Origin of the sequence: Stutzerimonas chloritidismutans, from assembly GCF_020783375.1 — a bacterium.
Taxonomy (GTDB): Bacteria; Pseudomonadota; Gammaproteobacteria; order Pseudomonadales; family Pseudomonadaceae; genus Stutzerimonas; species Stutzerimonas kunmingensis.
In genome coordinates, this window is sequence record NZ_CP086067.1 from 1,593,346 (window position 1) to 1,614,810 (window position 21,465).

General features: G+C 60.2%; 24 protein-coding genes. 21 read left to right on the plus strand and 3 right to left on the minus strand.

The annotated features are described in order from the left end of the window. Positions 1-148 precede the first annotated feature (148 nt). The 3 genes from rluC to sppA are packed head-to-tail and all read left to right on the plus strand — an operon-like array spanning position 149 to position 2,754. The gene (gene rluC / locus LLJ08_RS07435) at positions 149-1,102 is read left to right on the plus strand and encodes a 23S rRNA pseudouridine(955/2504/2580) synthase RluC (protein WP_014820901.1); all 954 of its coding nucleotides are present in this window, start codon (positions 149-151) and stop codon (positions 1,100-1,102) included. Continuing rightward, the gene (locus LLJ08_RS07440; RefSeq protein WP_023446723.1) at positions 1,095-1,781 is read left to right on the plus strand and encodes an HAD-IA family hydrolase; all 687 of its coding nucleotides are present in this window, start codon (positions 1,095-1,097) and stop codon (positions 1,779-1,781) included. Before rluC ends, LLJ08_RS07440 begins: the two co-directional genes overlap by 8 nt. Further along, positions 1,771-2,754, plus strand: a complete 984-nt coding sequence (gene sppA / locus LLJ08_RS07445) for a signal peptide peptidase SppA (RefSeq protein WP_023446722.1) — start codon at positions 1,771-1,773, stop codon at positions 2,752-2,754. Before LLJ08_RS07440 ends, sppA begins: the two co-directional genes overlap by 11 nt. A 14-nt stretch (positions 2,755-2,768) precedes the next feature. Here the strand turns inward: sppA and LLJ08_RS07450 are convergent, their stop codons facing one another. Further along, a complete protein-coding gene (locus LLJ08_RS07450) occupies positions 2,769-3,347 on the minus strand; it encodes a Maf family protein (RefSeq protein ID WP_228208589.1) in 579 nt (192 codons plus the stop codon). Between the two features lie 102 nt (positions 3,348-3,449). Between LLJ08_RS07450 and LLJ08_RS07455 the strand changes: the two genes are divergently transcribed. The 14 genes from LLJ08_RS07455 (at position 3,450) to LLJ08_RS07520 (ending at position 15,146) form a co-directional block, all read left to right on the plus strand. Next, positions 3,450-3,977 (plus strand): YceD family protein, encoded by a 528-nt coding sequence (locus tag LLJ08_RS07455; protein WP_014820897.1) that lies wholly within the window; start codon positions 3,450-3,452, stop codon positions 3,975-3,977. Between the two features lie 12 nt (positions 3,978-3,989). Further along, on the plus strand, positions 3,990-4,172 hold the full coding sequence (gene rpmF, locus LLJ08_RS07460) for a 50S ribosomal protein L32 (RefSeq protein ID WP_003293518.1): 183 nt from the start codon (positions 3,990-3,992) through the stop codon (positions 4,170-4,172). Between the two features lie 3 nt (positions 4,173-4,175). Further along, the gene (plsX, locus tag LLJ08_RS07465; protein ID WP_228208590.1) at positions 4,176-5,246 is read left to right on the plus strand and encodes a phosphate acyltransferase PlsX; all 1,071 of its coding nucleotides are present in this window, start codon (positions 4,176-4,178) and stop codon (positions 5,244-5,246) included. 62 nt (positions 5,247-5,308) lie between these two features. Continuing rightward, positions 5,309-6,247 carry an ACP S-malonyltransferase gene (gene fabD / locus LLJ08_RS07470; protein ID WP_041754476.1) on the plus strand — a complete coding sequence of 313 codons (939 nt, stop codon included), beginning with the start codon at positions 5,309-5,311 and terminating at the stop codon, positions 6,245-6,247. A gap of 14 nt (positions 6,248-6,261) precedes the next feature. Beyond that, complete coding sequence (gene fabG, locus LLJ08_RS07475) at positions 6,262-7,005, plus strand: 3-oxoacyl-ACP reductase FabG (protein WP_042922585.1); 744 nt, start codon at positions 6,262-6,264, stop codon at positions 7,003-7,005. Between the two features lie 194 nt (positions 7,006-7,199). Continuing rightward, positions 7,200-7,436 carry an acyl carrier protein gene (acpP, locus tag LLJ08_RS07480; RefSeq protein WP_003283670.1) on the plus strand — a complete coding sequence of 79 codons (237 nt, stop codon included), beginning with the start codon at positions 7,200-7,202 and terminating at the stop codon, positions 7,434-7,436. 173 nt (positions 7,437-7,609) lie between these two features. After that, positions 7,610-8,854, plus strand: coding sequence for a beta-ketoacyl-ACP synthase II (gene fabF / locus LLJ08_RS07485; RefSeq protein ID WP_031298320.1), 1,245 nt, complete (start codon positions 7,610-7,612; stop codon positions 8,852-8,854). 2 nt (positions 8,855-8,856) lie between these two features. Then, positions 8,857-9,672, plus strand: coding sequence for an aminodeoxychorismate lyase (gene pabC / locus LLJ08_RS07490; RefSeq protein ID WP_023446715.1), 816 nt, complete (start codon positions 8,857-8,859; stop codon positions 9,670-9,672). Next, a complete protein-coding gene (gene mltG, locus LLJ08_RS07495; RefSeq protein ID WP_023446714.1) occupies positions 9,669-10,739 on the plus strand; it encodes an endolytic transglycosylase MltG in 1,071 nt (356 codons plus the stop codon). The genes pabC and mltG overlap by 4 nt, the downstream gene beginning before the upstream one ends. Beyond that, the gene (tmk, locus tag LLJ08_RS07500; RefSeq protein WP_014820890.1) at positions 10,736-11,368 is read left to right on the plus strand and encodes a dTMP kinase; all 633 of its coding nucleotides are present in this window, start codon (positions 10,736-10,738) and stop codon (positions 11,366-11,368) included. The genes mltG and tmk overlap by 4 nt, the downstream gene beginning before the upstream one ends. Beyond that, on the plus strand, positions 11,361-12,347 hold the full coding sequence (locus LLJ08_RS07505; protein ID WP_228208591.1) for a DNA polymerase III subunit delta': 987 nt from the start codon (positions 11,361-11,363) through the stop codon (positions 12,345-12,347). Before tmk ends, LLJ08_RS07505 begins: the two co-directional genes overlap by 8 nt. Positions 12,348-12,378: 31 nt before the next feature. Further along, complete coding sequence (locus tag LLJ08_RS07510; protein WP_003283656.1) at positions 12,379-12,735, plus strand: PilZ domain-containing protein; 357 nt, start codon at positions 12,379-12,381, stop codon at positions 12,733-12,735. A gap of 119 nt (positions 12,736-12,854) precedes the next feature. After that, positions 12,855-13,640: a TatD family hydrolase gene (locus LLJ08_RS07515; protein ID WP_042922599.1), complete on the plus strand. Its 786-nt coding sequence runs from the start codon at positions 12,855-12,857 to the stop codon at positions 13,638-13,640. Between the two features lie 108 nt (positions 13,641-13,748). Further along, positions 13,749-15,146, plus strand: a complete 1,398-nt coding sequence (locus LLJ08_RS07520) for an amino acid permease (RefSeq protein ID WP_102832545.1) — start codon at positions 13,749-13,751, stop codon at positions 15,144-15,146. A gap of 204 nt (positions 15,147-15,350) precedes the next feature. On the opposite strand, the gene LLJ08_RS07525 is transcribed toward LLJ08_RS07520, so the two are convergent. Beyond that, on the minus strand, positions 15,351-16,484 hold the full coding sequence (locus tag LLJ08_RS07525; protein WP_228208592.1) for an aminotransferase class V-fold PLP-dependent enzyme: 1,134 nt from the start codon (positions 16,482-16,484) through the stop codon (positions 15,351-15,353). Between the two features lie 75 nt (positions 16,485-16,559). Between LLJ08_RS07525 and LLJ08_RS07530 the strand changes: the two genes are divergently transcribed. The 4 genes from LLJ08_RS07530 (at position 16,560) to LLJ08_RS07545 (ending at position 19,471) form a co-directional block, all read left to right on the plus strand. After that, entirely contained in the window at positions 16,560-17,180 is a 621-nt protein-coding gene (locus LLJ08_RS07530) for a TetR/AcrR family transcriptional regulator (protein ID WP_003299617.1), read from the plus strand. A gap of 38 nt (positions 17,181-17,218) precedes the next feature. Then, positions 17,219-18,115, plus strand: coding sequence for a radical SAM protein (locus LLJ08_RS07535; protein WP_228208593.1), 897 nt, complete (start codon positions 17,219-17,221; stop codon positions 18,113-18,115). 116 nt (positions 18,116-18,231) lie between these two features. Beyond that, the gene (locus LLJ08_RS07540) at positions 18,232-18,846 is read left to right on the plus strand and encodes a DUF4823 domain-containing protein (RefSeq protein WP_014820884.1); all 615 of its coding nucleotides are present in this window, start codon (positions 18,232-18,234) and stop codon (positions 18,844-18,846) included. 55 nt (positions 18,847-18,901) lie between these two features. Beyond that, complete coding sequence (locus LLJ08_RS07545; RefSeq protein ID WP_228208594.1) at positions 18,902-19,471, plus strand: DUF1285 domain-containing protein; 570 nt, start codon at positions 18,902-18,904, stop codon at positions 19,469-19,471. Positions 19,472-19,534: 63 nt separating this feature from the next. Here the strand turns inward: LLJ08_RS07545 and LLJ08_RS07550 are convergent, their stop codons facing one another. After that, positions 19,535-21,190 (minus strand): electron transfer flavoprotein-ubiquinone oxidoreductase, encoded by a 1,656-nt coding sequence (locus tag LLJ08_RS07550; RefSeq protein WP_023446706.1) that lies wholly within the window; start codon positions 21,188-21,190, stop codon positions 19,535-19,537. Positions 21,191-21,465: the final 275 nt, after the last annotated feature.

The following is a 21,465-nucleotide window of genomic DNA, read 5'->3' on the forward strand; positions in this document are numbered from 1 at the left end:
GACGGCCTCACGTCCTAGAACATTTTTTTGCCGGTCTGGGTTGGCGGTATCGCTGGCATCCCTGGACCTGACCGCTTTTGGCGGCGTTCGCGACTATAACAGCAATGTTTAAGTGCTTCAATTCCATGAAAATTGATATGATGCCGCGATGACCAATACCCCCTCCCAGACCTCCGGTGTGCAAATACTCGAGGTCGCGCCGGAACTTGCCGGCCAGCGCATTGATAACTTTCTCCGCAACCAGCTCAAAGGCGTGCCCAAGACGTTGATCTACCGCATCTTGCGCAAGGGCGAGGTGCGTGTGAACAAAGGGCGCATCAAGCCTGAGTACAAGTTGCAAGCCGGTGATCTGGTGCGCGTGCCGCCGCTGCGCCTGGCCGAGCGCGACGAGCCTGAGCCGCTTGCTCAAGGACTGTTGGAAAGGCTGGAAAAGGCCATCGTGCACGAGGACAAGGCGCTCATCGTACTGAATAAACCGGCCGGCATAGCTGTGCATGGTGGTAGCGGGCTCAGCTACGGGGTGATCGAAGCTTTGCGGCAACTGCGTCCTGATGCCAAGGAGCTTGAATTGGTGCATCGACTGGATCGCGATACCTCCGGTCTGCTGATGGTCGCCAAGAAGCGCAGCATGTTGCGCCACCTGCATCAGGCGTTGCGCGGTGACGGTGTAGACAAGCGTTATATGGCTCTGGTGCGTGGTCGCTGGGAAACGTCGAAGAAGCAGGTCAATGCGCCGTTGCTGAAGAACACACTGCGCTCTGGTGAGCGAATGGTCGAGGTGACCGAAGACGGCAAGGAAGCGCTGACATTGTTTCGCGTGCTTCGTCGCTTTGGTGACTTCGCAACGCTAGTGGAGGCCAAGCCAGTTACCGGTCGCACGCACCAGATTCGTGTGCACGCGCGCCATGCCGGGCACAGCATCGCCGGCGACAGCAAGTACGGTGATGAGGAGTTCACTCGCGAGATTCGCGAACTAGGCGGCAAGCGATTGTTCCTGCATGCATACGCGCTGAAGGTTCCCTTGCCTGATGGCGGTGAGTTATCCCTGGAGGCGCCCGTCGACGAAATGTGGGCGCGAACGCTGGAGCGTCTCGGTGAGTGAGTACCGGGTTCTGATATTTGATTGGGATGGCACGCTGGTCGACTCGATCGGGCGTATTGTCGAATCGATACATGTTGCGGCGCAAAATTGTGGTTTGCCGCAGGTCGATGATGCCTCGGTCAAGGGCATCATCGGGTTGGCCTTGCCGGAAGCGATTGGCGTGTTGTATCCGGATCAGGCGGATGTCGCGCTGATCGAGGATTTTCGTCACTGCTATAGCGAGTATTATCTGTCCCTGGAGACCCAGCCTTCAGCTCTTTATCCGGGAGTCGCCAAGGCGTTATCCGAGTTCCGTGACGCCGGGTATATGCTCGCTGTCGCGACTGGAAAGGGGCGTCGCGGCCTTGATCGCGTTTTGGCTGGGCAGGGGTGGGAGGACTTCTTCGATATCACCCGTTGTTCGGACGAGACGGCAAGCAAGCCCGATCCACTGATGATCCACCAGATTCTTTCTCACTGCGGTGCTCGTCCGGAGCAGGCGCTGATGGTCGGTGATTCGGTGTTTGACCTGCAGATGGCTCATCGCGCGGGTGTGGATGGCGTAGCTGTCGCTTATGGCGCACAGCCACTGCACATCTTGCAGCAGTGTAAGCCGCGCACTGCGATCAATCATTTTTCGGAGCTTGGTGATTGGCTGCGCTCCTTGGCGGTTTCTGAGGTGAATGCAAATGTCGGATGAGTGGAAGGCTCCGGTAGACGAGTCCAAGGGTGATCGTAACAGCTGGAAGCTGCTGGAGAAGACGCTGCTTGCAGGGGTTCAGGAGCAGCGGCGCGCTAGGCGCTGGGGTATCTTCTTCAAGTTATTGACCTTCATTTACCTGTTCGGCGCGCTGGCACTGTTTTCCCCGGCGCTGCAGTTTGGTTCCAGCAAGGGCGCGGAGGGTAGTCATACGGCGGTCATCAATGTGCGCGGCATGATCGCGGATGAAGAGCCTGCCAGCGCCGATAACGTCGTCGGTGCCTTGCGGGCGGCCTTCGAGGACGCCAATACCAAGGGTGTGGTGCTGCGAATCAACAGCCCGGGGGGCAGTCCGGTGCAGTCGGGCTATATCTATGACGAAATCCGGCGTTTGCGCGGCGAACATCCGGCCATCAAGGTTTATGCGGTAATTACCGACCTGGGGGCGTCGGGTGCGTACTACATCGCTAGCGCCGCGGACGAGATTTATGCTGACAAGTCCAGTCTAGTGGGGTCGATCGGTGTAACCGCGGCCACCTTTGGCTTCGTTGAAACCATGGAAAAGCTCGGCGTCGAGCGGCGTGTCTATACGGCGGGTGAGCACAAGGCTTTTCTGGATCCGTTCCAGCCGGAAAAGCCTGAGGAGACCCAGTTCTGGCGAGGCGTGCTGGCTACCACCCATCAGCAGTTCATCGACAGCGTCAAGCGTGGTCGCGGCGATCGCCTTCAGGAGGAGCAGCATCCGGAGTTGTTCTCAGGTCTGATCTGGTCTGGGGAGCAGGCATTGGAGCTCGGGCTGATCGATGGTTTGGGAAGTACGGCGCATGTCGCGCGCGAGGTGATCGGTGAGCCCGAACTGGTGGACTTCACTGTCAAAGAGTCGCCGCTGGATCGTTTTACCAAGAAACTTGGTGCTGGCGTCGCCGAACGCTTGGCTGTTCTGGTTGGGGTGCAGGGGCCGGTGTTGCGATAGCAGCCGGCTCGCGCTCACGGAACGTCGTAGCCTGCGGTCAGTAGCATGTCCACCAGGCGGATGAGCGGAAGGCCTACCAGGCTGGTAACGTCCTCGCCTTCGGTGGCGCGGAAAAGACTGATGCCTAATCCTTCAGCCTTGAAACTGCCCGCGCAATCGTAGGGCTTTTCAATTCTCAGATAGCGCTCGATTCGGGCTTCATCTAGTTCTCTGAAGTGTACGGTGAACGGTATGCAGTCGGTCTGAATTCTGCCTGTCGCGCTGTCGAGGAGCGCCAGTCCGGTCAGAAATCGGACGCTGTTGCCGCTGGCGGATTGCAGTTGCTGTTTTGCCCGTTCGAGCGTGTGCGGTTTGCCGATAATCTTCGAGTCCAATACTGCAGCCTGATCGGAGCCGATAATCAGGTGATTCGGATACTGCTCGGCAAGTGCTCTGGCCTTCTGCTCGGCGAGTCGGTTTACGAGTTGTTCGGCGCTTTCTCCGGGTAGATGGGTTTCATCGATATCCGGGGTGCAGCTTTCGAACGGCAGTCCCAGCCGGGAGAGCAATTCCTGTCGATAGGGTGAGCTGGATGCAAGCAGCAGGCGGCGCATGATTCCTCCTTTATATAAGGTGCGAGATTGTATGCGTTGCGTCGTGAAGCTGGGCGGAATTCCTTTGACAGGCTGCGGGCGCGTCCCTAGAATGCCGCGCTTATGTTGAAAGGACCGATACCACCGCACGTTGATCCGCGCAAGCTCGCCGACCGAGCGGCCACCCTAGCCGGTGAGCTGCAATTGTCGCAGCTGAAGCGGCTCGCCGATCCTCTTGAGGATGATCAGGGTGTGGTGCGCGCCAGTTTTGCCTTTGGGCGCGACGAGCAGCGTACTGCGGTTATCCGTAGTCAGCTCGACGTTGAAGTCAAAATGATTTGCCAGCGTTGTCTGGAGCCGGTTGTTCTGCCGATTCACAGCGAGTGCGATTACGCGGTTGTGAATGAAGGGGCGAGCAGCCAGCACCTGCCCAAAGGGTATGACGTGCTGGAAGTGGGAGAGGATCCTCTGGATCTGCTGGCGCTGGTCGAAGACGAGCTGTTGCTCGCTCTGCCGATTGTTCCACTCCATGACCCTGAAATTTGCCAGCCGCCGGTTGGGCCAGATGAGCCTGAACCGAGTGAGGACGAGGTAACGCGGTCCAACCCGTTCAGCGTACTGGCGCAGTTAAAGCGTGACCCAAACGTTTAGGAGTTGATCCAAATGGCTGTTCAGCAGAACAAAAAATCCCGTTCCGCCCGTGACATGCGTCGTTCCCATGACGCTCTCGAGCCGAACGCTCTGTCCGTGGAAAAGAGCACCGGTGAAGTTCACCTGCGTCACCACGTGTCCCCGGACGGTTTCTACCGTGGTCGCAAGGTGATCGACAAGGGCGCTGACGAGTAATCCTTGTCCGCTCCGGTCATCGCGATCGATGCAATGGGTGGGGACTTCGGTCCCCACTGCATTGTTCCGGCCAGTCTGTCCTGTCTGGCTGAAAGCCCCTCGCTGCATCTGGCCCTTGTCGGCCAATCTTCCCTTATCGAACAGCTTGTCGCCCAGCATCCTGGGGTCGATCGTTCGCGCCTGAAAATCGTCGATGCGCCTGAAATCATTGGTATGGCTGAACGCCCGGCTCAGGCATTGCGTGGCAAGCCACGCTCTTCCATGCGTATTGCCCTCGAGCAGGTTCGCGACGGTAAAGCCAATGCTTGTGTAAGCGCCGGTAACACCGGCGCGCTGATGGCATTGGCGCGCCAGGTTCTGAGAACGCTGCCAGGTATCGATCGGCCGGCGATGGTGACAGCGCTCCCTACGCAGGCTGACCCATGCCTGCTGCTGGACCTGGGCGCAAATGTCGATTGCCCGCCCGAGCAGCTTTTCCAGTTTGCTGTCATGGGGGCTGTGGCGGCCGAATCGCTGGGGCGACAGCAGCCTAGGGTCGCGCTGCTGAATGTCGGTACCGAAGAGATCAAGGGCAATCAGCAGGTCAAGCAAGCCGCGCTGCTGTTGCAGCAGGCCGCTGATCTCAACTATCAGGGCTTCATCGAGGGGGATGGGCTGTATCGCGGTGAAGCCGACGTGGTCGTATGCGATGGCTTTGTCGGCAACATATTGCTCAAATCCAGCGAGGGCTTGGCTGGGATGCTGGTCGCCAGAGTCGAGGCGCTTTTCAAACGTTCGCTTGGCGCGCGCATTGTCGGTGCTGTCGTATTGCCGTTGTTGCGCCGTCTGCGGGCGGATCTCAATCCGGCTCAGTACAACGGTGCGAGCTTTCTCGGGCTGCAGGGAATTGTCGTCAAGAGTCATGGTAGTGCCGGCGCGGACGGCTTCAAAGCAGCGATCCGGCGCGCGGCGCTGGATGTCGAGCATGATCTCCCTGGGCAACTGAGGAGCAGGCTGGGGCATTTTCTGCGGCCGCCTCATCCGTACGATGATGTGGATGATGTGACCGCAGGTGGTGGCCAGCCATCCAACTGAAATTCGCGACGCCGGTCCCTGGCGTATTCTTCAGACGAACAGAACCACAAGAGAGTCGTTTCATGTCCGCATCACTTGCTTTCGTCTTTCCCGGTCAGGGGTCTCAGTCCCTTGGCATGCTGGCCGAGTTGGGTGCCCAGCAAAGCGTGGTCGTCGATACTTTTGCCGAGGCATCTTCGGCGCTCGGGTACGACCTTTGGGCGTTGACCCAGACCGGTCCGGAAGAACAGCTGAATCAGACCGACAAGACCCAGCCGGCGATTCTTGCCGCCTCCATTGCAATCTGGCGTTTGTGGCAGACAGAAGGCGGCGCGCAGCCCGCATTCGTTGCCGGACACAGCCTCGGTGAGTACTCCGCTCTGGTGGCGGCGGGCAGCCTGCCGTTCGCTGACGCCATCAAGCTGGTTGAATTGCGCGGTCAATTGATGCAGCAGGCAGTGCCGGCCGGGCAGGGCGGCATGGCCGCCATTCTCGGGCTGGAAGATGCCGATGTATTGGCCGCCTGTGCCGAGGCCGCGCAAGGTGAGGTGGTCAGTGCGGTCAACTTCAACGCTCCGGGTCAGGTGGTGATTGCCGGCAGTGCGGCGGCGGTAGAGCGCGCGATCGAAGCGTGCAAGGCCAAAGGTGCCAAGCGTGCGATGGCTTTGCCGGTGAGTGTCCCCTCTCATTGCGATCTGATGCGTCCGGCTGCCGAACGCTTCGCTTCCTCGGTGGAGTCGATCGAATGGCAAGCGCCGCAGATTCCGTTGGTGCAGAACGTCAGCGCAGCAGTCGTCGCGGATCTAGAAGTGCTCAAGCGTGATCTGCTGGCACAGCTCTACAGTCCGGTGCGCTGGGTCGAGTCCATGGTTGCTCTGGGAGACCGTGGCGTCACCTCGCTGGTCGAGTGCGGACCCGGCAAGGTTCTGTCGGGCCTCAACAAACGCTGCGTCAAGGGCGTCAGCACCTACAATCTGGATACCCCCGAGGCCTTCGCGGCCGCTCGTGCCGCATTGGCTTGAACAAGGAGAATGCTATGAATCTGCAAGGTAAGGTGGCGTTGGTAACCGGCGCGAGCCGCGGTATTGGCCAGGCCATTGCCCTTGAGTTGGGCCGCCAGGGCGCGATCGTAATTGGTACTGCGACCACGCCAACCGGCGCCGAGCGCATCGCCGAGACACTGAAGGAAAACGGTATCGAAGGCGCTGGGCTGGTGCTCGATGTTGGCAACGATGAATCTGTCAGCAGCACTCTTGAGCACATTCAGCAGCATCTCGGACAGCCGGCAATTCTGGTCAACAATGCCGGTATTACCCGCGATAACTTGATGCTGCGCATGAAGGATGATGAGTGGCATGACGTCATCAACACCAACCTGAATAGCCTGTATCGCCTCTCCAAGGCCGTGCTGCGCGGCATGACCAAGGCTCGCTGGGGTCGAATCATCAATATCGGTTCGGTGGTTGGTGCCATGGGCAACGCCGGACAGGTAAACTACGCGGCAGCCAAGGCCGGTCTGGAGGGTTTCAGCCGTGCATTGGCTCGTGAGGTCGGTTCTCGTGGTATCACGGTGAATTCCGTGGCGCCTGGTTTCATCGATACCGACATGACTCGCGAGTTGCCGGAAGCCCAGCGTGATGCGCTCGTGGGGCAGATTCCCCTGGGACGTCTCGGTCAGGCCGAAGAAATTGCAAAGGTCGTTGCGTTTCTCGCTTCGGACGGCGCTGCCTACGTCACCGGTGCTACCGTTCCGGTGAATGGCGGCATGTACATGAGCTGAGTGTGACGCCCTACGCAGGAGGACAGTCTTAGAGGCTGTCTTTAAATTAGCTATAAAACCGCAGCTGGTTTATAGACAGAAGGTTGAAGGCGGCGTCATGCTTGCCTGCTTCCAGCTTGAAATGCGGAAAACGCTTTCTATACACTACCGCGCAAACCAGCTGCCTGATTTTTCCATAGGAGTGAAAACAAGGTATGAGCACCATCGAAGAACGCGTCAAGAAAATCGTTGCCGAGCAACTTGGCGTTAAAGAAGAGGAAGTAACCAACAGCGCTTCCTTCGTCGAAGACCTGGGTGCCGACTCTCTTGACACCGTTGAGCTGGTGATGGCTCTGGAAGAGGAATTCGAGACCGAGATCCCGGACGAGCAAGCTGAGAAGATCACCACCGTTCAGGAAGCCATCGATTACATCAACGCGCACGCGCAGTAAGTTGTAATCTGCTTCAGAAACAGGAACAGCCGCACTGCCTTTGAACGAGGTAGTGCGGCTTTTCTTTGAGAGGGATTCATCCAGGTCGCGGGGGCTCCATTGCACCCAACCGGGGATGGTTCCTGTCTTGGCGGGAACCGAGCCAAGTACGTTTAGGTATAGGAGTAATCGCTGTGTCGCGTAGACGCGTCGTAGTCACCGGGATGGGCATGCTATCGCCACTGGGTAACGATGTGCCAAGCAGCTGGCAGGGAATTCTCGCCGGCCGCAGTGGTATCGGCCTGATCGAGCACATGGATCTTTCTGCCTATTCCACTCGTTTTGGCGGGTCGATCAAAAGCTTCGATGTCGAGCAGTATTTGCCGGCAAAAGAGGCACGCAAGCTCGACCTCTTCATTCAGTACGGCCTTGCCGCGAGTTTCCAGGCGGTGCGTGATTCCGGGCTGGAGGTCACTGACGCCAATCGGGAGCGCATCGGCGTCGCGATGGGGTCCGGTATCGGCGGCCTGACCAATATCGAAAACAGCTGCAAGGCACTTATCGAGCAAGGTCCGCGGCGTATATCTCCCTTCTTCGTGCCGGGCTCCATCATCAACATGGTGTCTGGTTTCCTGTCGATCCATCTGGGATTGCAGGGCCCCAACTATGCGATCGCTACCGCCTGTACCACGGGCACCCACTGCATTGGCATGGCCGCCCGCAACATCGCCTATGGCGAGGCGGATGTCATGGTGGCCGGCGGTTCCGAGATGGCTGCCAGTGGGCTTGGTATCGGAGGCTTTGCGGCAGCACGCGCACTGTCCACCCGCAACGATGACCCGGCGGCTGCGAGCCGGCCCTGGGACAAGGGGCGCGACGGTTTCGTCCTCTCCGATGGTGCCGGTGCGCTGGTGCTGGAGGAGCTGGAGCATGCCAAGGCCCGGGGGGCGCACATCTACGCCGAACTGATCGGTTTCGGCATGAGCGCCGATGCGTACCACATGACCTCGCCACCCGACGACGGCGCCGGTGCTGCGCGCTGCATCCGCAATGCGCTGAAGGACTCCCAGTTGAATGTCGATCAGGTGCATTACATCAATGCACACGGCACCTCGACTCCCGCAGGTGACAAGGCCGAGGCTGCTGCTATTCGCAGCGTATTTGGTGATCACGCCTATGAGCTGTCGGTCAGTTCCACCAAATCCATGGTCGGCCACCTGCTGGGTGCTGCCGGTGCGGTGGAAGCGATCTTCAGTGTTCTGGCTATTCGTGATCAGGTCGCGCCGCCGACCATCAATCTGCATGAGCCGGATGAAGGCTGCGACCTCGATTTCGTTCCGCACGAGGCCAAGCCCCGACCGATCGAAGTGGCGGTGTCCAACTCGTTCGGTTTTGGCGGAACCAACGGTTCGCTGGTATTCCGCCGGTTCGCCGAGTGACATTGAGCTGGCTGAACGGGGAGCCCTGTGATGGGCTGCCCATTCATGATCGAGGACTGGCCTACGGCGATGGGCTGTTCGAGACTATTCGCGTCGCAGGTGGCCAGGCGCGGTTGGTTGAACGCCATCTGCAGCGGCTGCAAGATGGCTGTGAGCGCCTTGCCATTCCCGTTGATGCAAATCTGCTGCGCAATGAGCTGATGCGCTTCTGCCGGGCACTGGGGCAGGGCGTCGCCAAGCTCATCGTCACGCGTGGCGCCGGACAGCGTGGTTATGCAACGCCACAGCCGTGTCAGCCGCAGCGTCTGCTGTTAGGCTCGTCCTCTCCAGCTTATCCGCCACAGCATGCTGAAACCGGCATCAGGCTATTTCCGTGCGAGACCCGGCTTGCCGAGCAACCGCGACTCGCCGGCATCAAGCATCTGAATCGCCTGGAACAGGTGTTGGCGCGTGCCGAGTGGCATGATCCGGTCTACGCGGAAGGGTTGATGCGCGATATGTCCGGCCGGGTGGTGGAGGGCGTTTTCAGCAATCTGTTCATCGTGGAAGCCGGCAAACTGCGTACCGCGCCGCTGACTCGTTGCGGAGTCGCTGGGGTCATGCGTGCGGAGATCATTGCGCGCGCAGCACAGCACGGGCTCCCGGTCGTGATCGACGACATCAGCTATGCCGAGCTTGTGCAGGCCGATGAGGTATTCCTCTGCAACAGCCTTTACGGCATCTGGCCCGTGACAGCTTTGGCCGAGTGCGTCTGGCCCGTCGGTCCGCTGACCCGTAAACTGCAGTCCGTTGTCGCCGACCTGTTGAGTGATTCGTGATCCGTAAAATTCTTGTTCTGCTGCTGACAGTGTTGCTGTTGGCGGCGATTGCGCTCGGGCTGTTCACCTGGAAACAGCATGCTGCGCTCGAGCAGCCTCTGGCCGTTCCCGACGAGGCCCTGCTGCTCGACGTGCGTCCGGGCGATACGCCCAGTGGCGTGCTTCAGCGATTGGAGGCCGAAGGCGTACTGGAGGATGCCTTCTGGTTGCGTTTGTATTGGCGTTTGAACCTGTCCGGGCAGAGCTTGCATACCGGCGAGTATCGCCTGTCCCCCACTATGACGGCGCGGGACATGATTGGGCTTTGGCAGCGTGGCGAAGTGGTGCAATACAGCCTGACCCTGGTCGAGGGCTGGAATTTCCGCCAGTTGCGTAGCGCCCTGCAAAATCAGCCCAAGCTGGAGCAAACCCTGGATGGTTTGACTGATGCCGAAATCATGTCGCGCATAGGTGCATCTGGCCAGCACCCGGAAGGGCGCTTCTTCCCAGATACCTATCGTTTCACCCGCGGCACATCCGATGCAGACCTCTTGCGCCGTGCCTACGCCCGGCTGGAGCAGGTCCTCGAGGAGGAGTGGCAGCAGCGCGCCGAAGGCCTGCCTTACAAGGACGCCTATCAGGCGCTGATCATGGCCTCGATCATCGAGAAGGAAACCGGCGTGCCCGGTGAGCGTGGAGAGATTGCCGGCGTCTTTGTGCGCAGGCTGGCGCGGGGCATGCTGCTGCAGACCGACCCAACCGTTATCTACGGCATGGGTGAGAAGTACAAGGGCCGGATCACCCGCACCGATCTGCGCACGCCGACACCCTACAATACCTACACCAATGCCGGCCTGCCGCCGACCCCGATCGCGATGGTCGGGCGCGAGGCGATCCACGCCGCGCTGAATCCGGCGGATGGCACCAGTCTCTACTTCGTCGCCCGTGGCGATGGCAGCCATGTTTTCAGCGATACGCTCAATCAGCACAACCGTGCGGTGCGCGAGTATCAGCTCAAGCGCCGCGCCGACTACCGCTCCAGCCCGCCGCCACGGCAGGCACCGGCGGACAACGGAAGCGTACAATGAAAGGACTCTTCGTGACCCTCGAAGGCCCTGAAGGGGCCGGGAAGAGCACCAATCGTGAATATCTCGCCGAGCGCCTGCGCGCATGTGGCGTGGATGTCGTGCTGACCCGTGAGCCCGGCGGGACGCCGCTGGCCGAGCGTATCCGCGAGCTGCTTCTCACCCCGGCCGACGAGCCGATGGCGGTGGATACCGAGTTGCTGCTGGTCTTCGCCGCACGTGCTCAGCATCTCGCGCAGGTCATACGTCCGGCACTGGAGCGCGGGGCGGTGGTGCTCTGCGATCGTTTCACCGATGCCACCTATGCCTATCAGGGCGGGGGTCGAGGGCTTTCTATCGAGCGGATCGCCCAGCTGGAAGTCTTCGTGCAGGGCGAGCTGCGACCTGATCTGACCTTGATCTTCGATCTGCCGGTCGAGGTGGGGCTGGCCCGTGCTGCGGCGCGCGGTCGTCTGGATCGCTTCGAACAGGAAGGCCTCCGCTTCTTCGAATCGGTACGGCGCGCCTATCTGGAGCGCGCCAAGGCTGCGCCGTCGCGTTATCGAATCATCGATGCAGGGCAGCCATTGAATGTCGTGCAGCAGGATGTACAGGCCCTGATTCCCGACCTGATGGGGCGCCTCGATGGCTGACGTCCTCCCCTGGCAGGCGGAGCTCTGGCGGCAGTTGGCAGGTCGTACGCAGCATGCTCACGCTTACCTGCTGCACGGTCCTGGCGGCATCGGCAAGCGGCAGCTGGCCGAGCAATTGATGGCGCTGCTGCTTTGCCAGCGGCCCGTGAACGCCACGGCCTGTGGTGAATGCAAGGCTTGTCAGCTGTTGGCTGCACATACGCACCCGGACCATTACATCCTCGAGCCGGAAGAGGTCGACAAGGCCATACGGGTCGACCAGGTGCGTGATCTGGTCGGCTTCGTCACCCAGACTGCGCAGCTGGGTGGGCGCAAGGTGATACTGCTGGAGCCCGCCGAGGCGATGAATCTCAATGCGGCCAACGCATTGCTCAAGAGCCTTGAGGAGCCCTCCGGCGATACGGTACTGCTGCTCATCAGCCACCAGCCGAGTCGCCTGTTGCCGACCATCAAGAGCCGTTGCGTGCAGCAGGCCTGCCCTCTGCCGGGACGGCAACAGAGTCTCGACTGGCTGGCTGGACAGCTCACCGAGCTGGCAGCGGAGCTGCGTGAGCAGCTACTGACACTGGCGGCGGGGTCACCTCTGGCCGCCTTGAAGATGCATGAGCAGAAAGTACTGGACTTGCGCGCGCAGGTTGTCGACAGCGTGAAGAAGCTGCTCAAGCAGCAACAGTCACCCAGTCAGCTGGCTGAGGGCTGGAATTCGCTGCCGCTGATCCTGCTGTTCGACTGGTTTTGCGAGTGGACGCATCTGATCCTGCGGTATCAGATGGCCGGTGATGATGCTGAGCTCGGTGCAGCCGATATGCAGAAGGTGTTGCAGTACCTTGCGCAGAAGTCAGCGCAACACAAAGTGATGGCGCTGCAGGACTGGCTACTCGAACATCGGCAAAAAGTGCTAGGCAAAGCCAACCTCAACCGTGTGTTGCTTCTCGAAGCGCTGCTGGTGCAGTGGGCAACGCTGCCCGGCGCGGGCTAGAATCGACTGGAATTTTCGTTAGGAACACCGCATGAGCCTGCCAGCAAATCTTGGTCCGCGTAATGGCATTCTGTCCCTGACCATCAAGGACAAGTCGGTGCTCTACGCCGCGTTCATGCCCTTCATCAAGCATGGAGGTCTGTTCATCCCGACCAACAAGAGCTACAAGCTTGGCGACGAAGTGTTCATGCTGCTCAACCTGATGGACGAGCCGGAAAAGATTCCCGTTGCCGGCAAGGTCGTCTGGATCACCCCAAAGGGTGCCCAGGGCAGTCGCGCCGCGGGAATTGGCGTGCAGTTCAACGAAGGCGACAGTACCGCACGTAACAAGATCGAAACCTATCTGGCCGGTGCGCTCAAATCCGACCGCCCGACCCACACGATGTAACGCTCTGAGTCACTGAACGTCATCCCTCGCCAGACGGCAGGGTGTTCGTTGGCCTTTCCTGACAACCGGCCATTTGCTCTACAATCGCCCCTTTTTCGCGATAGCAAGTAGTGCATTTCATGCTGGTAGATTCCCACTGTCACCTTGACCGACTCGACCTGACCGCACATGACGGTTCACTGGATGCCGCGTTGGACGCTGCGCGCTCGCGCGGCGTCGGACATTTCCTCTGCATCGGCGTTAGCGCCGACAACGCAGCGGCGGTCAGATCGCTGTCCGAGCGCTATGCCGATGTGGATTGCTCGATCGGTGTTCATCCTCTGGATCTCGAGCCGACGAGCCAGCCGGTGCTGGACTGGTTGCTTGGCGAGCTCCAGCACCCGCATGTGGTTGCCATTGGTGAAACCGGTCTGGATTACCACTACGAGCCCGAAGCCGCGCAGATGCAGCAGCAGTCCTTCCGGCTGCATCTTGAAGCAGCCAGGCTGACCGGCAAACCGGTCATCGTGCACACCCGGGCTGCCCGCGCCGATACGCTGGATCTGCTGCGTGAAGCGGCGCTGCCGCAGGCGGGTGTATTGCATTGCTTTACCGAGGACTGGGACATGGCCAAGGCTGCGCTTGATCTCGGTTTCTATATCTCGCTGTCGGGGATCGTCACGTTCCGCAATGCCGATGCGCTGCGCGATGTGGCCCGCAGAGTGCCGGCTGATCGCTTGCTGGTCGAAACCGATTCGCCGTATCTGGCGCCGGTTCCCCACCGTGGCAAAGCCAACCTGCCGCAGTATGTGCGGGAGGTCGCCGAGTTTGTTGCGGAGTTGCGTGGCGTTCCGTTCGAGGCGCTGGCTGAGCAAACCACTGCCAACTTCAAGACATTGTTCCCGCTGGCCAGGGTGCGCAGCTGACGTCGCCGCCGCGCAGGATTGGTGCTTTCCAGCACGTCCGGTGCGCTGTCTTCTTTCTCGCCGACACGAGCGGCGCTTTTCTTGCCCTGAAGATCCACAAGGTGGCGTATGACCGCTGAAACGCTGCACACCGGACCGCTCCAGCGCGGTCTGAAGAATCGCCATATCCAGCTGATCGCCCTGGGCGGAGCGATTGGAACGGGACTGTTCCTGGGCTCGGCCGGAGTTCTGAGAAGTGCCGGCCCGTCGATGATCCTGGGTTATGCGATCGGTGGCTTCATTGCTTTTCTGATCATGCGCCAGCTGGGGGAGATGATCGTCGAGGAGCCGGTCGCAGGGTCGTTCAGCCATTTCGCACACAAATATGGCGGCGGTTATGCGGGGTTCCTTTCCGGCTGGAACTACTGGGTGCTGTACGTCCTGGTGGGCATGGCCGAGCTGACGGCGGTCGGCAAGTACGTACAGTTCTGGTGGCCTGATATTCCCGCCTGGGCCACAGCCGCTGCGTTCTTCGTGCTGATCAATCTGATCAATCTCAGCAACGTCAAGGCTTTCGGTGAGGCCGAGTTCTGGTTTGCCATCGTCAAGGTTGCCGCCATCGTCGGCATGATCCTGCTCGGGCTTTTCCTGCTGGTCAGTGGCCAGGGGGGCGAGCAGGCAAGCATCAGCAACCTGTGGACGCACGGTGGCTTTTTCCCCAACGGCTTTAGCGGCATGCTGCTGGCGCTGGCGATCATCATGTTCTCCTTCGGTGGACTGGAACTGGTCGGCATCACGGCGGCAGAAGCGGCGGAGCCAAAAACCGTGATTCCCAAGGCGATCAATCAGGTCGTCTATCGCATTCTGATCTTCTACATAGGCGCGCTGACGGTGCTGCTGGCGCTGTATCCCTGGGACGCGCTGTTGCAGACGCTGGGCTCCGCGGGCGACCCCTACAGCGGCAGCCCCTTCGTGCAGATATTTTCGCTGATCGGCAGCGATACGGCGGCGCATCTGCTGAACTTCGTCGTGCTGACGGCTGCGCTTTCGGTCTACAACAGCGGCGTGTATTGCAACAGCCGCATGCTGTACGGCCTGGCAGAGCAGGGCGATGCGCCGCGCAGCCTGATGAAGATCAATGCCCGGGGTGTCCCGGTGCTAGCGGTGGGCGTGTCGGCCCTGGTAACCCTGCTCTGCGTGGCGGTGAACTACCTGTTTCCGCAGGGCGCGCTCGAACTGCTGATGTCCCTTGCGGTGGCTGCGCTGGTAATCAACTGGGCGATGATCAGCCTTGCGCACCTGAAATTTCGTCGCGCCATGCAGCGCCAGGGCGTTGAGCCGAGCTTCAAGGCGTTCTGGTTCCCGCTGAGCAATTACCTGTGCCTGGCCTTCGTCAGCGGGATCCTGGTCATCATGCTGTGGCTACCCGGCATCCGCATGTCGGTGTTCGCGATTCCGGTCTGGGTCGGGTTTCTCTGGCTGTGCTACCGGCTGCGGACTCGTTTGCTGGCGCAGCCCCAGACCTGAGAGCAAAAAAAACCCGGTTTCCAGGGAAGCCGGGCCAAGACCATTAGGAGTATGAAATCGCAATCCTAGCGACCTCATCTGGCTGGGCAGTGGGGGGATTGCCCGGCCAGTTACTCAAGTATTAACGCTGCTCCGCGGGTTTGCCGGCGGATTTCGCTGATTTTTAAACGCATTTGGAATACATGTCTCGCTGGCTGATCGCCTTCAGTGCGCAGCCAGGTCATGCAAAACGCCTAGCGTTTCGTCTATGACGTGCTCCGCCGTGTAGAAATGTGGCGAGAAGCGGATGCCGCCGCCGCGTTGTGCACACACCACCTGTTCAGTCTTGAGTCGCTCGAACAGAGCGGCATTGGGCCAGCCGTCGAGGCGGAACGTGACGATGCCGGAGCGTCTCTCCGCTTGGCCTGGCGAGAGGGTTTCTACTCCTTTCAGCTTGCTGATCCCGTGAGTCAGCCATTCGATTCGTTCGTCCAGCGATCTGGCGACTTGCTTCATCCCCACTTCCTCCAGCAGCGACAGGCTGGCTTCGAGTGCCATTGCCCCCAGCATGTTCGGGCTGCCGCACTCGAACCGCCTGGCACTGCGTGCGGGCTCCCAGTCGCTACGGTCGTAGTCGCCGGCGTGCTCCAGCATGTGCCAGCCGTACTCGTGCAGTTTCAGTTGCTCGCGTAGGTCGTTGCGACAATAGAAAACACCGAGTCCTTCCGGGCCGAGCATCCACTTGTGACCATCCGCCATGGCGAAGGCGCAACGGTTCTGCTGGACATCGAAGGGCAGGGCGCCCAATTGCTGGATTGCATCGATGCACAGAAGCACGCCGCGTTGCTCGCAGCCTTCGCCCAGGCGCGGAAGATCCAACCGCATGCCGCTCGCATATTGCACGGCGCTGATCGACATCAGGCGTACCCGAGGACCACACGCTGCAAGGAGGTCAGCCTCGGGATCGACACCCTTGAGACTGACCTGAATGACTTCCACGCCGAGCGGCCGCAATGCCTCCCAGACCACCCTATTGGACGGAAACTCCTCGTCGCTGATCACGATCTGATCACCGCTTTTCCAGTCCAGCCCGAAGGCGACGAATGAGAGCGCTTCGGAGGTGTTCTTGACCAGCGCCACATCGGCACTGCTCGGCGCGTTGAGCAGTCGCGTCAGGCGTTGGCGCAGGCTGCGTTCCACTGTGAGCCATTCGGGGTAGTCGCGCGCGCCCAAGGTTGCATTCTGCTCGGCAAAGGCGCTAACGGCCCGAGCGGCCCGCCTGGGCCAGGGAGCGACGGCAGCATGGTTCAGATATCGCAAACCGACTATTTGCGGGAATTCGTCATTTATTTGAATCATGGTTGGATGTCCCGTGCATTTCATGACCGGTTAGGCATAATGGCTGCCTCGTTTTTCACCTCAAGCAGCCTTCCTATGCAGAATGAACCTCGTAAGGTCCGCGAATTTCGTCGCCGCGAACAGGAAATCCTCGATACCGCGTTGCAGCTTTTTCTCGACCAGGGAGAGGACAGCGTTACTGTCGAGATGATTGCCGATGCGGTCGGTATCGGCAAAGGCACGATCTACAAGCACTTCAAGTCCAAGGCCGAAATCTACCTGCGGCTGATGCTGGACTACGAGCGCGACCTGAACCAGATCCTCCACTCTCCCGACCTGGACCGCGACAAGGAAGCGCTTTCGCGCGCCTACTTCGAGTTCCGCATGCGCGACCCGCAGCGCTATCGGCTGTTCGACCGCCTCGAGGAGAAAGTGGTCAAGGGCAATCAGGTGCCGGAAATGGTCGAGCAGCTGCACAGCATCCGCGCCTCCAACTTCGAACATCTGACCCAGTTGATCAAAGGCCGTATCGCCGAAGGCAAGCTGGAAGACGTGCCGCCGTATTTCCACTATTGTGCCGCCTGGGCGCTGGTACATGGTGCGGTGGCGCTGTACCACTCGCCGTTCTGGAGCAACGTGCTGGAAGATCAGGACGGCTTCTTCCAGTTCCTCATGGATATCGGCGTACGCATGGGCAACAAGCGCAAGCGTGACTGAATCGGCGGCAGCGTGAAGATCGAACAGGCGTGGACGCAATGAACGCGAGCGAGTTTCCCATCCGCTACATCGAGCCGGTATTTCGGCCGCCCAGCGAGGCGCATTCGCTGATCCTGCCGGTGACCAATGGTTGTTCCTGGAACAGCTGTACCTTCTGTGAGATGTATACCTCGCCACAGAAGAAGTTTCGTGCTCGCGATGAGGCGGAGGTGCTCGACGAGATCCGTCGTTGCGGCGAGCAGTTGATCGTGCAACGCGTATTCCTCGCCGATGGTGACGCCTTGGTGTTGCCGACCCACCGGCTGTTGAGAATCCTTGAACAGATCCGCCAGTGCCTGCCCGAAGTTCAACGTGTCTCGAGCTATTGCCTGCCACGCAACCTGCGCAAGAAGTCGGTTGCCGAGCTGCAGGAACTGGCGGATGCGGGGCTCGGCATGGCCTATGTCGGCGCCGAGTCCGGCGACGATGAGGTGCTGGCGCTGGTCAACAAGGGGGAGACCTACGAATCGACGCTCAGCGCGCTGGATAAGCTGGGGGCGGCGGGCATCGCACGCTCGGTGATGATTCTCAACGGGCTTGGTGGTCGCCAACTGAGTCGCCAGCACGCACGCAATTCGGCGCGGCTGATGAATGCAGCGCAGCCCGAGTTTCTGTCCACGCTGGTGGTCAGTTTTCCGCAGGGTAAAGCGCGTTTTCGGCAAACCTTCGAGGGTTTCGAGCCGCTGGTGCCGGCCGATCTGTTTCGCGAGCTGGAGTGGTTGCTGGAGGATCTGCAGCTGACCGATACGGTTTTTCGCAGCGATCACGCGTCCAATTATCTGGTGCTCAAGGGCATTTTGGGTGTCGATAAACCGGGCCTGCTGCGTCGGGTACGTGAGGCCATCGAAGACCCGCGTAACGCTCCGTTGCGTCAGGAGTGGCAGCGAGGGCTCTAGCCGCCTCGTTCGAGCATCCAGCTGAACCGGCTCGCCTCGGTGCTGGAAGTGGCGTGGATGCTGCATTGGCTGTCGAATCGTCGGTTTTTCGTCGCCGGCCCTATGAGGTGAGTTCCATGCGATTTCTGTTACTGGCAGTGCCTGGCTTGCTTGCATTGCTCATGCTTTCTGGCTGCATGAAGGTCAGCGACATGGCGGAGGGTACCCGTTATCACCTTCGCGATGCCGGAATTCTGGATCACAGCGAAACCCGTCGTTCCAACTCCTGGCGCCTGCAGCCGGACTCATTCATCTATATCGCGCAGGGACATTTCGTGCCACCCGGAGACGCATACCCGCGGCCGAACGTCGTGGCCGAAGAGGCCTTCAGCGGGTTTGTCGAGTACTTCCCAATGGTTCGTCGAGCCCGTGGCCCGCTCGGGCTCGAGGAGGCAATGGCCGAAGCGTCGGCAATGGGCGCGCATTATCTGCTGTATCTGCGGTTTGCCGCGGCTGATGATCGCATCGGCAGTTTCGACGAGCTGAACGATCAGCGCGCACTGGATCGCCTTGGTGTCGATTCCGGCGTGGTGCAGTTGATGCTGGTGGAGACCGGAACTCGCTATCTGGTCGATACCGCTCGCATTCGTAATCGTGGCGGCGTGCTCGGCATCTACGATGCAAAGCCGGAGCAACTCTTGCGTCCGCCACTGCAGGACTATGCTCGTCGGTTGTTGGGCCTGTCACGTTGAGCGATGTGGCAGTATCGGGAACAGGCGATTACCTCATTCAATCGAGGAGGACCGAATGACCGATACAGGCAAGGCTGGGGATCTGCTTGCGCAGCTGTCCGCTGGCGGGAAGAAGAAAGGGTTGCCGCCGGTGCATCTGTGGAACCCTCCGTTCTGTGGCGATCTGGACATGCGCATCGCGCGCGACGGGACTTGGCACTATCAGGGTTCGCCGATCGGGCGGCCGGCAATGGTGCGTTTGTTTTCCACGGTGATTCGCCGCGACGGCGACGACTACTTCCTGGTGACGCCGGTAGAGAAGGTCGGTATCCAGGTCGAAGATGCGCCTTTCGTTGCGGTCCGGCTGGAAGTCAGTGGCGAGGGTGATACGCAAAGCCTGCGCTTTATCACCAATGTCGAGGACGAGGTCGAGGCTGGTGAAGAGCACCCTTTGCGCGTTGTCACCGACCCGCAAACGCAGGAGCCGGCGCCATATGTGCATGTGCGTGCCAACCTCGAGGCACTGATCCATCGCAATGTGTTTTATGAGCTTGTGGAGCTGGCGGTGCCCGGCAAGGTAGATGGCAAGGATTACCTCGGTGTGTGGAGTGGCGGGACGTTCTTCCCGATTGGCGTCGCTGAGTAGTGCGCCGGCTGTTTCGTTACCCATGATCGAAAAAGGCTCCCGAGGGAGCCTTTTTTGCTGGTCTTACATGTTGGGGTAGTTCGGCCCGCCGGTACCTTCGGGCGCGACCCAGGTGATGTTCTGCGCCGGGTCCTTGATGTCGCAGGTCTTGCAGTGCACGCAGTTCTGCGCGTTGATCTGGAAGCGCTTGCTGCCATCGTCGTTGCTCACGACCTCGTAAACGCCGGCCGGGCAGTAACGCTGTGCCGGCTCGTCGTACATCGGCAGGTTCTTTTCGATCGGAATGCTCGGGTCGGTCAGTTTCAAGTGAACCGGCTGCTCTTCCTCGTGGTTGGTATTGGAGAGGAATACCGAGGAGAGCTTGTCGAAGCTCAGCTTACCGTCCGGCTTGGGGTAGTCGATTTTCTTCGACTCTGCAGCCGTCTTGAGGCAGGCGTAGTCCGGCTTGGTGTCGTGCAGGGTGAAGGGGATCTTGCCACCGAAGATGTTCTGATCGATGAAGTTGAACGCGCCGCCCTTGATTGCGCCCCACTTGTGAATGGCAGCGCCGAAGTTGCGGCTCTTGTACAGCTCGTCGTACAGCCAGCTGGACTTGAAGCCCTCTTCATACGCGGTCAGCTCGTCGCCACCTTCGCGTCCGGCTAGCAGTGCGTCCGCAGCGGCTTCGGCCGCCAGCATGCCGGACTTCATCGCCGTGTGGCTGCCCTTGATCTTAGCGAAGTTCAGGGTGCCGGCGTCGCAGCCGATCAGTGCACCACCGTTGAATACCATCTTCGGCAGGCAGTTGATGCCGCCCTTGGCGATCGCACGTGCGCCATAGGAAACGCGCTTGCCGCCTTCCAGGTACTGCTTGATCACTGGATGGTGCTTGTAGCGCTGGAATTCGTCGAACGGCGACAGATACGGGTTGCTGTACGACAGGTCGACGATCAGGCCGACGACCACCTGATTGTTTTCCAGGTGATAAAGGAAGGAGCCGCCGGTGTTTTCGTCGTTCAGCGGCCAGCCCGCGGTGTGCACGACCAGACCCTGCTCATGCTTGGCCGGGTCGATGTCCCACAGTTCCTTGATGCCGATGGCGTAGTGCTGCGGGTCGACGTTGGCGTTGAGCTGGAAACGGTTGATCAGCTGCTTGCCGATATGACCGCGGCAGCCTTCGGCGAACAGCGTGTACTTGGCGCGCAGCTCCATGCCTGGCGTGTACATGCCTTCCTTCGGATTGCCTTCGCGGTCGACGCCAAGGTCACCGGTGACGATACCGCGCACGATGCCGTTCTCGTCGATCAGCGCTTCCTGAGCGGCGAAGCCTGGGTAGATCTCGACACCCAGATTCTCAGCCTGCTGGGCCAGCCAGCGGCACAGGTTGCCGAGGGAAATGATGTAGTTGCCTTCGTTGTGCATGGTCTTGGGGACCAGTGCGTTGGGCAGCTTGCTGGCGGCTTCGGCGGTCTTGAGCAGGTAGATGTCGTCACGCTTGACCGGCGTGTTGAGCGGGGCGCCGAGCTCTTTCCAGTCAGGGAACAGCTCATTCAGTGCGCGCGGCTCGAAGACTGCGCCGGATAGAATATGGGCGCCTACTTCGGAGCCTTTCTCAACGACGCATACACTGATTTCCTGACCAGCGTCGGCGGCTTTCTGCTTCAGGCGGCAGGCTGCGGATAGGCCTGCAGGGCCGGCGCCGACGATGACAACGTCGAATTCCATGTATTCGCGTTCCATTGGGCTTTCTCCTACTCAGGGCTTGGTTGTTATATAAGTGGTGGAGGGCTGTGATCGGTCCCTGACCGAGCCGGGCCGGCGCATTATATATAGACGCTCGAATCGGTCCAATACAAACGTTTGTTTGAATTTTCTGGAAGCCTGTTAGAATCGCCCGAACCGCGTCGTTATGACGGGTCATATGCGTTGTTGACCCCGTCCGCGGCCTGCGGTCAAGATACGGACGGTTTGCACTCGCCGAACAGGGCAGCGGCTATCAAAACCCAAGCCACGAG

Coding starts and splice junctions, on each gene's coding strand:
- acpP (WP_003283670.1), top strand. CDS start 7,200: ATGAGCACCATCGAAGAACGCGTCAAGAAAATCGTTGCCGAGCAACTT.
- LLJ08_RS07505 (WP_228208591.1), top strand. CDS start 11,361: ATGGCTGACGTCCTCCCCTGGCAGGCGGAGCTCTGGCGGCAGTTGGCA.
- LLJ08_RS07520 (WP_102832545.1), top strand. CDS start 13,749: ATGACCGCTGAAACGCTGCACACCGGACCGCTCCAGCGCGGTCTGAAG.
- fabD (WP_041754476.1), top strand. CDS start 5,309: ATGTCCGCATCACTTGCTTTCGTCTTTCCCGGTCAGGGGTCTCAGTCC.
- LLJ08_RS07450 (WP_228208589.1), bottom strand. CDS start 3,347: ATGCGCCGCCTGCTGCTTGCATCCAGCTCACCCTATCGACAGGAATTG.
- rpmF (WP_003293518.1), top strand. CDS start 3,990: ATGGCTGTTCAGCAGAACAAAAAATCCCGTTCCGCCCGTGACATGCGT.
- LLJ08_RS07455 (WP_014820897.1), top strand. CDS start 3,450: ATGTTGAAAGGACCGATACCACCGCACGTTGATCCGCGCAAGCTCGCC.
- sppA (WP_023446722.1), top strand. CDS start 1,771: ATGTCGGATGAGTGGAAGGCTCCGGTAGACGAGTCCAAGGGTGATCGT.
- rluC (WP_014820901.1), top strand. CDS start 149: ATGACCAATACCCCCTCCCAGACCTCCGGTGTGCAAATACTCGAGGTC.
- LLJ08_RS07540 (WP_014820884.1), top strand. CDS start 18,232: ATGCGATTTCTGTTACTGGCAGTGCCTGGCTTGCTTGCATTGCTCATG.
- fabG (WP_042922585.1), top strand. CDS start 6,262: ATGAATCTGCAAGGTAAGGTGGCGTTGGTAACCGGCGCGAGCCGCGGT.
- LLJ08_RS07515 (WP_042922599.1), top strand. CDS start 12,855: ATGCTGGTAGATTCCCACTGTCACCTTGACCGACTCGACCTGACCGCA.
- LLJ08_RS07550 (WP_023446706.1), bottom strand. CDS start 21,190: ATGGAACGCGAATACATGGAATTCGACGTTGTCATCGTCGGCGCCGGC.
- LLJ08_RS07530 (WP_003299617.1), top strand. CDS start 16,560: ATGCAGAATGAACCTCGTAAGGTCCGCGAATTTCGTCGCCGCGAACAG.
- LLJ08_RS07525 (WP_228208592.1), bottom strand. CDS start 16,484: ATGATTCAAATAAATGACGAATTCCCGCAAATAGTCGGTTTGCGATAT.
- LLJ08_RS07535 (WP_228208593.1), top strand. CDS start 17,219: ATGAACGCGAGCGAGTTTCCCATCCGCTACATCGAGCCGGTATTTCGG.
- tmk (WP_014820890.1), top strand. CDS start 10,736: ATGAAAGGACTCTTCGTGACCCTCGAAGGCCCTGAAGGGGCCGGGAAG.
- LLJ08_RS07510 (WP_003283656.1), top strand. CDS start 12,379: ATGAGCCTGCCAGCAAATCTTGGTCCGCGTAATGGCATTCTGTCCCTG.
- LLJ08_RS07545 (WP_228208594.1), top strand. CDS start 18,902: ATGACCGATACAGGCAAGGCTGGGGATCTGCTTGCGCAGCTGTCCGCT.